Consider the following 14,606-nt stretch of genomic DNA (forward strand, 5'->3'; position numbering starts at 1 on the left):
ATCGCCACGATAGATTTCATCCAACATCTAAACTGGAGTCTAGAATAGATTCGACTCGACATCCAACTGGGAGGGTGACCGATGGGCCGCGTATCGCAGGCACAGGCACGGGACAACCGCCGACGGGTCGTGGAGACCGCCTCCCGGCTCTTTCGGGAACAGGGCACCCACGTCAGCGTCGCCGACCTCATGAAGGCCTCCGGCCTGACCCACGGCGGCTTCTACAAGCAGTTCACCTCCAAGGAGGCACTCGTCGACGAAGCCACCGCCCACGCCTTCGCCGAACTCGCCCGCCACCACAAGGACGGCCTCGACCAGTACGCCGGACAGCGCGACGCCGCCCAGCGGGCGCTGATCGACGCCTACCTCTCCACCGAGCACCGCGACAGCGCCGCGGACGGCTGCCCCGCCGCCGCACTCGCCGGCGACATGGCCCGCGACGGCGCAGACGGCGAGGCCCGCCGCGTCTACACCCAGGGAGTCGGCGACTTCGCCGACTGGCTCGCCACCGAGGACCAGGACGGCATCACCCGGCTCTGCACCATGCTCGGCGCACTCATCCTGTCCCGCGCCACCAAGGGCTCCCCACTCTCCGAGAAGATCCTCACCACCGCACGCGAGGCACTGACGGCCACCAACTGACCAAAGACGCGGTACAGGGCGGCACCGCGCAGGAAGGGCGCGTGCCGTCGACCTACCGTCATCCACTTCTCGCGATCGGCCTGCCTGCCTTGCCCGTTCCCTCGGCCTGCCCGATAACCCTGACCGCCTCCGAGCGGCAGCGGTTGAAGAAAATGGCCTACGGCCACAGGACCGAGCACCGGATCCGGCAGCGCGCCCACGTCGTGCTGCACGCGGCCCGGGGCCGGTCCAACGCCCGCATCGCCCGTGAGACCGGGCTGCACCTGGACACCGTCCGTACGTGGCGCGGCCGCTTCGCCGCATCTCGGCTGCCCGCCCTCGGCGACCTCAAGCGGTCCGGCCGTCCCGCCTCCTTCACGCCGCTGCAGGCTGCCCAGGTCAAGGCCCTCGCCTGCCAGTTGCCCGCCGAGAGCGGCACACCGCTCGCACGCTGGTCGGCCCCGGAACTGGCGCGCAAGGCGGTCGCCCGGGCCATCGTCGGCACAATCTCCGCCTCCACCGTGCGGCGCTTTCTCAAGCAGGACGCGCTCAAGCCCTGGCAGTACCAGTCCTGGATCTTCATCACCGACCCCGCCTTCCGCCCCAAAGCCGAGCGCCTCCTTGACCTGTACGCCCGCACCTGGCAGGGCGAGGCGCTCAGTGCGGACGAGTACGTGATCAGTGCCGACGAGAAAACCTCAGTCCAGGCCCGCTGCCGCTGTCACCCCACCCTGGCCCCCGGGCAGGCCAGGACGATGCGGGTGAACCACACCTACGGCCGCGGCGGGGCCCTGGCCTATCTCGCCGCCTACGACGTCCACCACGCGAAGGTCTTCGGCCGCTGCGAGCCAACCACTGGCATCTCCCCCTTCATGGCCCTGGTCAACCAGGTCATGAGCCAGTAGCCGTACGCTAGCGCGAAGCGCGTGTTCTGGGTCGTGGACAACGGCTCCTCCCACCGCGGCCGAAAAGCCGCCGACCGGCTGGCATCGGCCCACCCGACCGCCGTGCTCGTCCACACCCCCGTCCACGCCTCCTGGTTGAACCAGGTGGAGATCTTCTTCTCCGTCGTCCAACGCAAGGTCGTCTCACCCAGCGACTTCACCGACCTGAAGCAGGTCTCGGACCGGCTCCGAGCATTCGAAGACCGCTACAACGCCACGGCACAGCCGTTCCAGTGGAAGTTCACCACCTCCGACCTGAACGATTTACTGGCCAGGCTCGACCGACATGCCGCCGATCACCCAGAAGAATCCTCCACAGCCCTCACAACCTGACCAACCCCCGAAGGAATTGCGACGCCGACCACTTAGCCGTAGCGGTAGCGGTAGCCGTATTCGCGACCGCCAACCGAGGGGACGGGGGCCCGGGGCGCCCGACGGTGCGCGGGGCACCCCGGGGCCCCGCGGCCGGGCCGGTGAGCCCGTCAGACCCCGGCGGGGATCTGCTTGGCCTGACCGCGCACCCGCACGGCCGTCACGATCTCGATCAGCCCCAGGATCAGCAGCCAGCAACCCGCCAGCACGGTCAGCGCGGTGATCGAGCCCACCGGCCAGACCATCAGCAGCACGCCGGCCACGGTGTTGGCCACGCCCGCGAAGGCCTGCCAGCCACGGGCCGGCATCAGCGGGTCGGAGATCGCCGCGAACAGCTGGGTGATGCCCCGGAACAGCCAGCCGATGCCGATCCAGAGCGCCAGCAGCAGCAGCGACTCCGCCGCGCTGCGGAAGCAGAGCAACCCCAGCAGGACGCAGATCGCCCCGCTGATGAAGGCCAGCACCCGCATCGCGGTGGTCGCGTGGGTGCCGAACGCGGCGACCAGCTGCACGATGCCGATGACCAGCAGGTAGAGGCCGAACAGCACGCCCACCACCCGCAGGGTCTGTTCCGGCCAGGCGAAGACGATGACCCCGAGGCCGAGCGAGACGAGCCCGGCGACCAGCAGGACCTGCCAGGCGGCCTTGGCGAGCAGGCCGAGCGGTCCCTGGACCGGGGAACCTTCGGGGGTGATGATCGGGGGGACCACGGTGGCGACTCCTCGGGCCGGGAACGGGCAGGGGACGAAGCCCAGCGTGGCCCGGTCGCCGGAGCACGGCGCGCCGGGTGCGGCCGTCCGGGCGACGACCCCGGGTCGGTACGGATGTTCGACTGATGGTCCTCCGGTCGCCGGAACGACACCCTCCGGACACCCGCCGTCGATATCGTCCTGCGGTATGACTTCTGAAGGGTGGGGGACCCCTCCGGTCGAGCCGATCAACCAGCACTACATCGTCTGCGGGGGCAATGCGCTGGCGCACCGGCTGGTCCTGGAGCTCGTCGAGCACTACGAGGTCCCGGTCGTGGTGCTGGTCGCCGACCGGACCCGTGACCACGCACCGCAGATCGAGGAGGTGCCCGGCGTCGCGGCCGTCGTCGAGTTCGCCGGCATCACCGACGAGGCGCTGCGCGCGGTGTCCGTCGAGACGGCCCGCGGCCTCGCCCTCGTCGAGGGCAGCGACCAGGACAACATCCACGCCGCGCTCAGCGCCCAGGGCCACAACCCGGACATCCGGATCGTCCTGCGGATGTTCAACCAGCGCCTCGGCGAGAACATCGAACGGCTGCTCAGGAACGGCGCCGCGCTCTCCGGCTCCGCCACCGCCGCACCCGCCTTCGCCGCGGCGGCGCTCGGCCGGCCCCACTCGGTCGAGGTCGGCGGACGCTTCCTGCACATCGCCTTCGACGACGCCGTCACCTCCGACCGGATCTGCGTGGTGGCCGACCACATCGACCGCCAGGACCTCGGCAGGATCCGGCTGCTGCCCGAACAGCGCGGTGACTCCGCCGACTTCGTCCGCCTCGCCACGGAGTTCGGCGACGACGGTCCCGTCCGCCCCGGCGGCGTCCGCCGCGAACCTGAGTCGGGGAACGGAGCGGAGGAGGAACCGGGCGGCGTGGCCGCCCTCCAAGCGCTGCGCATCGAACCCCGGGAGCCGATCGGCTGGGCACGGCGGCTGCGCTGGCGGCTCCTCGACACGATGCGCTTCTTCACCAGTGCCCGGATGCGGCTGGTGCTGCTCACCGCCCTCGCCGCGGTGCTGATGGCCTTCGGGGTCCTCTGGTACCTCAACCGGGACTTCGGCTGGACGGTCTACGTCTCGCTGCTCGACCTCGCGGGCGCCGCCCAGCCCGACCAGCCCGCCGACCTCGCCGCCGGGACGGGGACGGGAGGCCTCTGGCAGCGGGTCGCCCAGGTGGTGATCACCATCTGCGGGATCACCTTCGCGCCGGTCGCCACCGCCATCGCGGTCGAGGTGCTCGGCTCCGGGCGCCGCGGGCAGCCCCGCAACCCCGGCGCAGGCACCCGGGACCACGTGATCGTCGTCGGTCTCGGCAACGTCGGCACCCGCGTCGCGGCGCAACTCCACGAGCTGGGCGTACCGGTGGTCTGCATGGAGCGCGACCCGCAGGCGCGCGGGATCGCCGCCGTCCGGGCCCTCGGGATCCCGGTGGTGCTGGGCGACGGGCCGTTCGAGGAGCAGCTGCGCCGGGCCCGGCTGAAGCACAGCCGGGCGCTGGTCGCGGTCAGCGGCGACGACGCCACCAACCTGGAGGCGGCCCTGGAGGCGCGCCACGGGAACCCAGAAGTCCGGGTGGTGGTGCGGCTGTTCGACGACGACTTCGCCGGGCACTTCTACGCCACGCTGGACAACGCGGCCTCGCGGTCGGTCTCCTACCTGGCCGCGCCCGCCTTCGCGGCGGCCCTGATGGGGCGCGAGGTGCGCGGGATGCTGTCGGTGTTCCGGCACGTGCTGCTGATCGCCGAGCTGACGGTCGAGGACGGCAGCGGGCTGATCGGGATGAACCGGCACGACCTGGAGGACCCGGGGGGCGTCCGGGTGATCGCCGTCCGGCTCGCCCGCAGCGCGCAGCTCCAGTGGAACTTCCCGGACCGTACCCGCCGCCTCGCCCCGGGCGACCGGATCGTCGTCGCCGCCACCCGCAGCGGGCTCGCCCGCCTCAACACCGCACTGGTGGAGGAGAGGTGAGGGGCGGCGCCGCCCGGGCGGCGTCCGGGGCGGCGTCCGGGGCGGTCCGAGCGGGCCGGCGTCAGACGACCGGCGGATGGCACCTGACGGGTGGGGTGACACCCGACAGATGACGAGTGACAGATGTCGAGTGACAGATGTCAGCTGACAGATTTCAGATGACGAAATCTGTCAGCTGTGATCTGTTCGCCGTCGGCTGTCAGCGGTTGGTGAAGGACGGCGGGCGCTTCTCGGCGAAGGCGGCCATGCCCTCCTTCTGGTCGGCGGTGGCGAACGCCGCGTGGAACATCCGGCGCTCGAAGCGCACGCCCTCCGCCAGGGTGGTCTCGAAGGCGCGGTTGACGCTCTCCTTCATCATGACCGCCGCGGGGGCGGACATCGCGGCGACGGTCTCGGCGGTGGCGAGGGCCTCGGCCAGCAGCTGGTCCGCGGGGACGATCCGGGAGACCAGGCCGGCCCGCTCGGCCTCCTCGGCGCCCATCATCCGGCCGGTCAGGCACAGCTCCATCGCCTTGGCCTTGCCGACGGCCCGGGTGAGCCGCTGCGAGCCGCCGATGCCCGGGATCACCCCGAGCTTGATCTCCGGCTGCCCGAACTTCGCGGTGTCGGCCGCCAGCAGGATGTCGCAGAGCATCGCCAGCTCGCAGCCGCCGCCCAGCGCGAACCCGGCCACCGCCGCCACGACCGGCTTGCGCAGCGCACCGAGGCGGTCCCACGGGCCCAGCCAGTCGTCCAGGTAGACGTCCGGGAACCGGTTTCCCTGCATCTCCTTGATGTCGGCGCCGGCCGCGAAGGCCTTCTCCGAGCCGGTGATCACCAGACAGCCGATCTCCGGGTCCCGGTCGAAGGCGGTGGCGGCCGCGACCACCTCGTTCATCAGCTGGGTGTTCAGCGCGTTGAGCGCCTTCGGCCGGTTGAGCGTGATCAGCCCGACCCGGTCCTTGCGCTCGACCAGGATCGTCTCGTAGGTCTCGGTCATCGCCGTTGACTCCCATTCCGCTGCTCGGCGCCGCTGGGGCGCGCCCTGACCACCCAACGATCTACGACGCGCCCGGGCTCGCGCCAGTCTTGGCATGCGAGACGGTCGTCACGGGCCCGGGCACGGGCACCGGGCACGGCCGCGGGCACCGGCGTGGACCCGGGCCCGGGCGCCGGTGCGGCGTGCGCGTGCGCGGGTGCGCTCAGGCCAGGCCCAACTCGTCCCCCTCGCGCACGGCGAGGAAGCGCTCGACGTCCGCGTCCGTCACCCCGGCGAGGGCGGCCGGGGACCAGCGCGGGGTGCGGTCCTTGTCGATCACCTGCGCCCGGATGCCCTCGACCAGGTCGTGCCCCGCCAGCGCGGCGCAGGAGACGCGGTACTCCTGGTCGAGCACGGCCTCCAGGGAGGGCAGGGTGCGGGCCCGCCGCAGCGCGGCCAGCGTCACCTTGACGGCCGTGGGGGAGTTGCCGAGGATCAGTCCGGCGGCCTCCTTCGCCTCCGGCACGCCGGAGTTCACCAGCCGGTCGACGATCTCCTCGACGGTGTCGGCCGCGTAGCAGGCGTCGATCCACTCGCGCTGCCGGGCGAGTGGGGCGGGCGGCGCGGGCTCGGCGTGCGCGGCGACGGCGTCGGCCGGGTCGGTGCCGCCGGCCAGCGTGTCGAGCAGAGCCGGGACGGCCGCGGACGGGACGAAGTGGTCCGCGAAGCCGTACAGCAGGGCGTCACCGGGGCCCATCGAGGCCGACGTGAGCCCCAGATGGGTACCGGTCTCGCCGGGGGCGAGGGCGAGCAGGCGGCTGCCGCCGACGTCCGGGACGAGTCCGATCCGGGTCTCGGGCATCGCGACGGTGGAGCGCTCGGTGGCGATCCGGATCGCGCCGTGGGCGGACAGGCCGACGCCGCCGCCCATGGTGATGCCGTCCATCACCGCGACGTAGGGCTTCGGGTAGCGGGCGATCAGGGCGTTCAGCCGGTACTCGTCGCGGAAGAAGGCCCGTGCGCCGGCCCCGCCGGCCTTGGCGTCGTCGTGCAGCGCGCGGATGTCGGCCCCCGCGCAGAGGCCGCGTTCGCCGGCGCCGGTCAGCACGACGGCGCGTACCCGGTCGTCGGCGGCCCAGTCGGACAGCGTCGCGTGGACGGTGCGGATCATGCCGTGGGTCAGCGAGTTGAGGGCGCGCGGCCGGTTGAGCACGATCCGTCCGACCCCGCCGTCCAGGAGGACCTGGACCTCCGCCACCTCTGCGCTCATCGGGCCCGCTCCCGTCCTCGGTCGTTCCTCGGTGTCGACGACTCCTGCCGTCCACCGTACCGGGGCGGTCCGGCGCGGTGATCACGAGGCGGGGCCCGCCCGGGGCGCCGCCCCGGATCCCCGCTGCTGTCGGTACGTCAGCGGTGCCGGGCCGCGGCCGCGGCCAGCGGTAACGACAGATGACAGCCGACAGATTTCAGACGACGAAATCTGTCATCTGAAATCTGTCAGCTGTCATCTGTCAGCCGTCCTTCGTCCGGCGCGTTACGGCTGCACCCGCCCCGCGACCTCGCCGAACCCGACGACGGTGCCGTCCGGCCCCGGGGCGGTGGCGGTGATGACCACCTCGTCGCCGTCCTCCAGGAAGGTCCGGGTGGTGCCGTCCGGGAGCTTCAGCGGCTCCTCGCCGTTCCAGGTCAGCTCGATCAGCGCGCCGCGGGTGTCCGGCTCCGGCCCGCTGACGGTGCCCGAGGCGAACAGGTCGCCGGTCCGCAGCGAGGCGCCGTTGACCGTCATGTGGGTGAGCTGCTGCTGCGCCGTCCAGTACATCGACGCGAACGGCGGGCGGGACACCAGGTGCCCGTTCAGCCGGACCTCCATCGCGAGGTCCAGGCCCCACGGCTCGCCGCCGCGGTCGTCCAGGTAGGCCAGCGGCTCGACGTCGCGCGCCGGCGGTGTGACCCGGGCGTCCTGCAGGGCGTCCAGCGGCACGATCCACGGCGAGACCGAGGTCGCGAAGGACTTGCCGAGGAACGGGCCGAGCGGCACGTACTCCCAGGCCTGGATGTCGCGCGCGGACCAGTCGTTGAGCAGGCAGACGCCGAACACGTGCTCGCGGAAGTCCGCCAGGGCCACCGGCCGGCCGAGCTGCGAGGGGGTGCCGACGACGAAGCCGACCTCGGCCTCGATGTCCAGCCGGCGGGTCGCCCCGAAGGTCGGCGCGGGGTCGGCGGGCGCCTTGCGCTGCCCGTGCGGCCGTACCACCGGGGTGCCGGAGACGACGACCGTGCCGGCCCGACCGTGGTAACCGATCGGCAGGTGCTTCCAGTTGGGGGTGAGCGGCTCCGAGCCCGGGCGGAAGATCCGGCCCAGGTTGGTGGCGTGGTGCTCGGAGGCGTAGAAGTCGACGTAGTCGGCGACCTCGAACGGCAGGTGGAGCTCGACCTCGCCGGCCGGCAGCAGCGCCGGCGACAGCGCCTCGCGGTGCGACTCGTCGGTCAGCCACCGGGTGAGGTCGGCGCGGACCTGCGTCCACACCGGCCGGCCGGCCGCCATCAGCGGGTTGAGCGAGTCGGCGTCCAGCAGCGCGGACGGCGCCCCGACCGCGCGGGCGGCCGCCCCGGCGTCCAGCACGAAGTCCCCGACCCGTACACCGATCCGGCGCCGTCCGGGCCGGTCGGCGGCGGTGAAGACGCCGTACGGCAGGTTGTGCACGCCGTACGGCGAGTCCTGGGCGCTGGCGAGCCAGCTGCGGGGGGTGCTCAACGGTCCTCCTGGGGCAGTGGACTGGGCGACAGCAGGCCGAGCGCGGCCAGGTCGTCCAGGGGTTCGGCGATGCTGCAGGTGCCGAACGCGGTGAACGAGTTGCGGATCACCGTAACCTGACGATCGGTCAGTTCGCGCACGGTCTTCGCCAGCACCGCGCCGTCGCGTTCCGCCAGCACCGCCGCGGCGGCCGCCGGGTCGGTCTCCTGGGCGGCCAGCAGCACGTTCAGGAAGCCGTGGTGCTCGAACCCGGTGGCCGGGTCGGTGTGCCGGACGGCGTGGTGGAGTCCGGCGGTGCACTTGTACGGCAGCCCGCGCCGGGCGCAGCCGGTGAGGAAGGCGGCCAGCTCGGCCTCGTCCGGGAAGGCCTCCGGGACGACCCCGCCGGTGCGGAACTTCGCCCGGTAGGGGCTGTCGACCAGCACGTCCAGGACCTCGTCCAGGCCGTCGCCGCGCAGGAGTTCGCGCGGCAGCTCGACGGCGGCCGGGACGTCCGGGGGCAGCAGCCGGTCGAGTTCGGCGACGGCCTCGGCGGCGTCCCGGGTGGCCAGCTCGACGCCGGCCACCCGGAAGGGAGCGGCGGCGGCGAGCGCCGGGCCGAGTTCGGCACTGCCCCCCGGCAGTACGAGCCCGACCGCGAGCGGCGGGTCTCCGGCCGTCGCCGCGCCGCCAGCCACCGCGGCGGCCAGCTCGCCCAGCCGGCCGGCCCCGCACAGCAGCGGACCGACGGCCTCGGCGTACCAGGCCGCGCGGTGGGCCCGGTGGGCGGGCACCGCCTCGGCGACCGGCAGGTTCCCGGGCGGGAACACCGCCGCGTCGTCGAAGAGCCCGTGGAACAGTTCGGGGAGCGGGCCGGTGGCGCTGCTCATCGCCCGGGCCCCCGACCGGCCCAGGTCCAGGCGTAGTTGCCGTCCTCGCTGGCCCGGCCGCCCTCGCCCAGTTCGAGCGGGCGGAAGGTGTCCACCATGACGGCGAGCTCGTCGAAGAACTCCGCGCCGATGCTGCGCTCGTAGGCGCCCGGCTGCGGCCCGTGGGTGTGTCCGCCGGGGTGCAGCGAGATCGAGCCCTGGCCGATGCCCGACCCCTTGCGGGCCGCGTAGTCGCCGCCGCAGTAGAACATGACCTCGTCGCTGTCCACGTTGGCGTGGTAGTACGGCACCGGGATCGACAGCGGGTGGTAGTCCACCTTGCGTGGCACGAAGTTGCAGATCACGAAGTTGTTGCCCTCGAAGACCTGGTGGGCCGGCGGCGGCTGGTGGATCCGGCCGGTGATCGGCTCGAAGTCGGCGATGTTGAAGGCGTACGGGTAGAGGCAGCCGTCCCAGCCGACCACGTCGAACGGGTGGTGCGGCACGGTGTAGCGGGTGCCCGCGACCCCGTTCGGGCCGCGGTGCTTGACCAGCACGTCGACGTCCCCGGGGGCGTCGACCACGAGCGGGCCGACCGGTCCGCGGAAGTCGCGCTCGCAGTACGGCGCGTGCTCCAGCAGCTGCCCGTACTTGGACAGGTAGCGCTTGACCGGGGTGATGTGGCTGTTCGCCTCGATGCAGTAGGCGCGCAGCGGTTCGTCCCCGGACGGCACCCAGCGGTGGGTGGTGGCGCGGGGGATGATCACGTAGTCGCCCTGGCCGACCTCGATCGAGCCGAAGACCGTCTCGACCGTGCCGGAGCCGGACTCAACGTACACGCACTCGTCGCCGAGCCCGTTGCGGTAGAGCTCGCTCGGGGCCCCGGCGGCGACGTAGGAGATCCGCACGTCGGCGTTGCCGAGGACGAGCCGGCGGCTGCCCACGACGTCCGCCGACTTCCACTCCTGGCCGGCGAAGAGCTCGTGCAGCTTGAGGTGGCGGGGGAGCAGGGGATGGTTGGGCACCGTGGACTGGTCGGGCAGCTCCCACGGCACCGCGTTCACCACGGCGGAGGGGATGCCCCGGTGGTAGAGCAGCGAGGAGTCCGAGGAGAACCCCTCCTCGCCCATCAACTCCTCGTAGTACAGACCGCCTTCGGGTGTGCGGTGCTGCGTGTGCCGCTTGGGCGGGATGCTGCCCAGCTGCCGGTAGTACGCCATCTCCCTGCTCCTCCTCGACCGTGCTCAGCCGGTCGCGCGTCGGTCGACCGTGCTCGGGTTGCCCCGACCGCTCACAGGTTGCCGCGCGCGTCCTGCTCGCGCTCGATCGCCTCGAACAGCGCCTTGAAGTTGCCCTTGCCGAAGCCCAGCGAACCGTGGCGCTCGATGAACTCGTAGAAGACGGTCGGGCGGTCGCCGATCGGCTTGGTGAAGATCTGCAGCAGGTAGCCGTCCTCGTCGCGGTCGACGAGGATGCCGCGGGACTTCAGCTCGTCGATGTCCACCCGGACGTTGCCGATCCGGGCGCGCAGCTCCGGGTCGTCGTAGTACGAGTCCGGGGTGTTGAGGAACTCGACGCCGCGCGAGCGCAGCACGTCGACGGTGGTGAGGATGTCGTTGGTGGCGAGCGCCATGTGCTGGCAGCCGGGGCCGGTGTAGAACTCGAGGTACTCGTCGATCTGCGAGCGCTTCTTGGCGACGGCCGGCTCGTTGAGCGGGAACTTCACCCGGTGGTTGCCGCTGGCGACGACCTTGGACATCAGCGCGGAGTAGTCGGTGGCGATGTCGTCGCCGACGAACTCGGCCATGTTCACGAAGCCCATGACCCGGTTGTAGAACGAGACCCACTCGTCCATCTTGCCGAGCTCGACGTTGCCGACGGCGTGGTCCAGGGCCTGGAACAGGCGCTTGGGCGAGCCCTCCGGGTGGCGGACCTTGCTCTCGGCGGCGATGTAGCCGGGCAGGTAGGGGCCCTTGTAGCGGGAGCGGTCGATCAGGGTGTGGCGGGTCTCGCCGTAGGTGGCGATGGCCGCGCGGCGCACGGTGCCGTTCTCGTCCGAGACGTCGTTCGGCTCCTCCAGGACGGTGGCGCCGGACGCGCGGGCGTGCTCGATGCACTTGTCGACGTCCGGGACCTCGAGGGCCAGGTCGACGACGCCGTCGCCGTGGCGGCGGTGGTGGTCCAGCAGCGGGCTGTCCGGCAGCACGCCGCCCTTGATCACGAAGCGGCAGGAGCCGGAGCGGAGCACGAAGGCCTTGCGGTCGCGGCGGCCGGTCTCGGGGCCGGAGTAGGCGACCAGCTCCATGCCGAACACGGCCTGGTAGAACTGGGCCGTCTGGGTGGCGTTGCCGACCACGAAGACGACCGCGTCCTGGGCCGTGACGGGGAACGGGTCGGTGGCCGGGTCGTGCTCGACGAGGCCGACGAGGCGGCGCAGCTGCTCGGCGTCGAGGCCGGCCTCGCGCTCCTCGGGGGTCAGCTCAAGGGCGTGGGACTGCGGGGTCATCGGTCGTTCCTCCACTTTGGGCCTCGGCTCTGAGGCTTCCGCTTGGATCGCGGCCGCGCCGTGAACGGGTGGGCGGTGCGGTTGGCGGAGAGCTTGCTCCTGTCCGGGTGGCTGGGCAACAGGTGGGGATTTCACTGTTCAATGTGTACAAGCTGATCAGGAATTCCGGTCTCCGGCTGCGCAATATGTTCTGTCGATCGAGGGTGATTCACGGGGTCTGCCGCACCGGCCCCGTAGCGGCGTCCGAGGCCGTCAGGTGGCGCAGGAACCAGTCCCCGGCGAGCTCGGCGACCAGGTCCAGCGTGCCCGGCTCCTCGAACAGGTGGCCCGCGCGCGGCACCACCGTCAGTTCACTCTCGCAGTGCAGCCCGGCCCTGGCCCGTCGGTTCAGGTCGATCACCATCCCGTCCAGGGCACCGACCAGGAGCAGCGTCGGGGCGCTCACCCGGCCCAGGACGACCGGCCCGGCCAGGTCCGGGCGCCCTCCGCGCGAGACCACCGCGCCCACGGCCGGCCCGAGCGCGGCGGCGGTGTGCAGCGCGGCGGCCGCCCCCGTGCTGGCGCCGAACAGGCCGAGCGGCAGACCGCCGGTCTCCGGCCGGGCGGCCAGCCGTCCCGCGACGGCGGTCAGCCGGGCTCCCAGCAGCCCCACGTCGAAGACGTTGCGGCGGTCCGCCTCCTCGTCCTCGGTGAGCAGGTCGAAGAGCAGGGTCGCCAGCCCGGAGCGGTTCAGGTGCCCGGCGACGTGGCGGTTGCGCGGGCTGCGCCGACCGCTGCCGCTGCCGTGCGCGAACACCACGATGCCGCGGGCCCCGGCCGGGACGGTCAGCCGGCCGGTCAGCCGGACCCCGGCGGCCGGCAGTACGAGTTCGCGGTCCACGGGCCCGTCGGCCGTTGCCGGCGCGGCCCGGGCCTCGGCCAGCAGCCGCAGCACCTCCTCGTCGCCGGTCTGCGAGAAGTCGCGGTAGAACTCGCCGATCGCGAAGAACGGGGACGGCGTGCCCACGCAGACCAGCTCGTCGGCGACGTCCGCCAGGCGCTCCGTCCAGTCCACGGGGGCCACCGGCACGGCGAGCACCACCCGGGCCGCTCCCCGGGCCCGGACGATCCGGCAGGCAGCCCGGGCGGTGGAGCCGGTGGCGACGCCGTCGTCCACCACGACCACCGTGCGTCCGCGCAGGTCCGCGGGCGGGCGGTCGCCCCGGTAGCGGCGTGCCCGGCGCTCCAGCTCGGCGCGCTCGCGCCGCTCCACCTCGGCGAGCTCCGCCTCACCGGCCCCGGCGAGGCGGATGACCTGCTGGTTGAGCACCCGGACGCCGTCCTCGCCGATCGCCCCCATGCCGAGCTCGGGCTGCCGGGGTGCCCCGAGCTTGCGGATCACGCAGATGTCCAGCGGTGCGCCGAGCGCCCGGGCCACCTCGGCGGCCACCGGCACCCCGCCCCTGGGCAGCGCGACCACCACGGTGCCGGGGCCGCCCAGGTGGCCCAGACGGGCGGCCAGCCGCCGGCCCGCGTCCGTGCGGTCGGTGAAGTGCGTCCCGGTGACGTGCATGACACGGCCTCCGTGTTCCACCGTACGCCGGGCGGTGGCCGGTGGAGGGGGCGGGCGGACCCGCGCGGGGAGGGGCGCACGCGCGGGCGTGCGGGAGGGTTCCGGCGCCCCGGGCGTGCGGGCGGCGCCCCGGGCGCGGACCCGGACGGACCCGGGGTGGCCCAGGCCGGAGCCGGGCGGTCCCGGGACGAACCCGGGGTGGCCCGGGCCGGAGCCGGGCGCTTCCGGGACGGGCGGTTGGGCGGACCCGGCGCGCACCCGGGCCTGGCCCGGCCCGGGCCCGGGTCAAGCCCGGGCGGTGCACGGGAACGGGACGGGACGACACCCCCGTGTGGCCGGGACGACGGGCGGCGCACGGTTGGTCACAGAGGCGGACCGCCGGGCCCGCCCGCGATCGGAAGGAGCCCCGAAATGCCGGGCACCGTCATCACCGATCTGCGCCGCCGCGGCGCGGTCGACCCCGGCCGCCTGCTGTCGGGTCCCCTGTGCGGCGTCGGACTCCAGTGGCTCGACCCGGGCCACAGCACCGAACTGGCCGCCGACGAGGTCGAGCACGCGTTCTACGTCACCGCCGGCTCCGGTCTGGCCTCCGTTCCCGCGGAGGCCCTCCGGGCGGAGGAGGCCGGTGCGAGCGTCCCGCTGGTGGAGGGCACCTCGGTCGTCCTCCCGCTCGGCTCCCGGACCGTCCTCACCGCCGGCACCGCCGGGCTCGAGTTCTTCCACGCCGTCCTCGCCGTCCCGGCGGGCAGCACGGCCACCGCCGACGCCTTCTCCGCGGACGGAACCGCCGCGGACGACACCTCCGACGACATCCCTGACGCCCCCGACGCCTCCAGCGCCCCCGACGACGTCGACGCCCCTGACGCCGCCGACGCTCCCGACAGCCCCGACACCCCGAACGAAGGTGAACCCAGGTGATCGTCACCACCGACACCGGCACCGCCATGGTCCTCCTCGGCCCGGACGGCGAACGCGTACGGGTCCGCCCGCTCGCCCGCCGCGCGATGCTCACCAGCGCCTGCGAGTCCTTCGACCACCTGCGGCTGAGCCCAGGCGCCCACCACGTGCTCCCGGGCCGCCCCGACGCCGAGACCGTGCTGCACGTCCTGCGCGGGGCCGCCGTCGTCGGCCGGCTCCCCGACGGGACCGACCACCTGGCCTCGGACGGCGACCTGCTGCTGGCCCCGCGCGGCAACGCGCTCCACCTCGAAGCCGGACCGCTCGGCGTGGAACTGCTCTGCCTCACCCTCGCCGTCCCCCGGCACGCCGCCGGCACCCGGGCCGCCCTGGCCCGGCGCCGCGCCGACCGCCGAGCCCGTCCCTGACCGCACCGCCCGA

General features: G+C 73.1%; 13 protein-coding genes and 1 pseudogene. 6 read left to right on the forward strand and 8 right to left on the reverse strand.

Annotated features, from left to right (window positions below; genetic code table 11):
* Window positions 1–81: 81 nt before the first annotated feature.
* From ACFYUY_RS00990 to ACFYUY_RS01000, 3 genes and pseudogenes are all read left to right on the forward strand, one after another.
* Complete coding sequence (locus tag ACFYUY_RS00990) at window positions 82–642, forward strand: TetR/AcrR family transcriptional regulator (RefSeq protein WP_033824400.1); 561 nt, start codon at window positions 82–84, stop codon at window positions 640–642.
* 89 nt (window positions 643–731) lie between these two features.
* A complete protein-coding gene (locus ACFYUY_RS00995) occupies window positions 732–1,526 on the forward strand; it encodes an IS630 family transposase (RefSeq protein ID WP_387896859.1) in 795 nt (264 codons plus the stop codon).
* An 18-nt stretch (window positions 1,527–1,544) separates the two neighbouring features.
* Window positions 1,545–1,898 (forward strand): annotated as a pseudogene (locus ACFYUY_RS01000) (transposase); the annotation flags it as partial.
* Window positions 1,899–2,047: 149 nt separating this feature from the next.
* Here the strand turns inward: ACFYUY_RS01000 and ACFYUY_RS01005 are convergent.
* Window positions 2,048–2,647 (reverse strand): DUF308 domain-containing protein, encoded by a 600-nt coding sequence (locus tag ACFYUY_RS01005; protein WP_360205222.1) that lies wholly within the window; start codon window positions 2,645–2,647, stop codon window positions 2,048–2,050.
* Between the two features lie 187 nt (window positions 2,648–2,834).
* On the opposite strand from ACFYUY_RS01005, the gene ACFYUY_RS01010 reads away from it, so the two are divergent.
* Entirely contained in the window at window positions 2,835–4,649 is a 1,815-nt protein-coding gene (locus ACFYUY_RS01010; RefSeq protein WP_387896861.1) for an NAD-binding protein, read from the forward strand.
* A gap of 199 nt (window positions 4,650–4,848) precedes the next feature.
* Here the strand turns inward: ACFYUY_RS01010 and ACFYUY_RS01015 are convergent, their stop codons facing one another.
* The 7 genes from ACFYUY_RS01015 to ACFYUY_RS01045 form a co-directional block, all read right to left on the reverse strand.
* Window positions 4,849–5,628 carry an enoyl-CoA hydratase gene (locus tag ACFYUY_RS01015; protein WP_387896863.1) on the reverse strand — a complete coding sequence of 260 codons (780 nt, stop codon included), beginning with the start codon at window positions 5,626–5,628 and terminating at the stop codon, window positions 4,849–4,851.
* A gap of 202 nt (window positions 5,629–5,830) precedes the next feature.
* Window positions 5,831–6,865, reverse strand: a complete 1,035-nt coding sequence (locus tag ACFYUY_RS01020) for an enoyl-CoA hydratase/isomerase family protein (RefSeq protein WP_387897485.1) — start codon at window positions 6,863–6,865, stop codon at window positions 5,831–5,833.
* A 276-nt stretch (window positions 6,866–7,141) separates the two neighbouring features.
* Window positions 7,142–8,362, reverse strand: coding sequence for a fumarylacetoacetase (gene fahA, locus ACFYUY_RS01025; RefSeq protein WP_387896865.1), 1,221 nt, complete (start codon window positions 8,360–8,362; stop codon window positions 7,142–7,144).
* Window positions 8,359–9,231: a hypothetical protein gene (locus ACFYUY_RS01030; RefSeq protein ID WP_387896867.1), complete on the reverse strand. Its 873-nt coding sequence runs from the start codon at window positions 9,229–9,231 to the stop codon at window positions 8,359–8,361. The genes fahA and ACFYUY_RS01030 overlap by 4 nt, the downstream gene beginning before the upstream one ends.
* Complete coding sequence (locus ACFYUY_RS01035; protein WP_360205234.1) at window positions 9,228–10,430, reverse strand: cupin domain-containing protein; 1,203 nt, start codon at window positions 10,428–10,430, stop codon at window positions 9,228–9,230. Before ACFYUY_RS01035 ends, ACFYUY_RS01030 begins: the two co-directional genes overlap by 4 nt.
* A gap of 71 nt (window positions 10,431–10,501) precedes the next feature.
* Window positions 10,502–11,716, reverse strand: a complete 1,215-nt coding sequence (hppD, locus tag ACFYUY_RS01040) for a 4-hydroxyphenylpyruvate dioxygenase (protein WP_360205237.1) — start codon at window positions 11,714–11,716, stop codon at window positions 10,502–10,504.
* Between the two features lie 208 nt (window positions 11,717–11,924).
* Entirely contained in the window at window positions 11,925–13,268 is a 1,344-nt protein-coding gene (locus ACFYUY_RS01045; RefSeq protein ID WP_387896869.1) for a phosphoribosyltransferase family protein, read from the reverse strand.
* A 411-nt stretch (window positions 13,269–13,679) separates the two neighbouring features.
* On the opposite strand from ACFYUY_RS01045, the gene ACFYUY_RS01050 reads away from it, so the two are divergent.
* Together ACFYUY_RS01050 and ACFYUY_RS01055 are read left to right on the forward strand one after the other, a co-directional pair.
* Window positions 13,680–14,186, forward strand: a complete 507-nt coding sequence (locus tag ACFYUY_RS01050; RefSeq protein WP_387896871.1) for a hypothetical protein — start codon at window positions 13,680–13,682, stop codon at window positions 14,184–14,186.
* On the forward strand, window positions 14,183–14,593 hold the full coding sequence (locus ACFYUY_RS01055) for a hypothetical protein (protein ID WP_360205245.1): 411 nt from the start codon (window positions 14,183–14,185) through the stop codon (window positions 14,591–14,593). Before ACFYUY_RS01050 ends, ACFYUY_RS01055 begins: the two co-directional genes overlap by 4 nt.
* Window positions 14,594–14,606: the final 13 nt, after the last annotated feature.

The sequence above is a fragment of the Kitasatospora sp. NPDC004745 genome (assembly GCF_042873275.1).
Lineage (GTDB): Bacteria > Actinomycetota > Actinomycetes > Streptomycetales > Streptomycetaceae > Kitasatospora.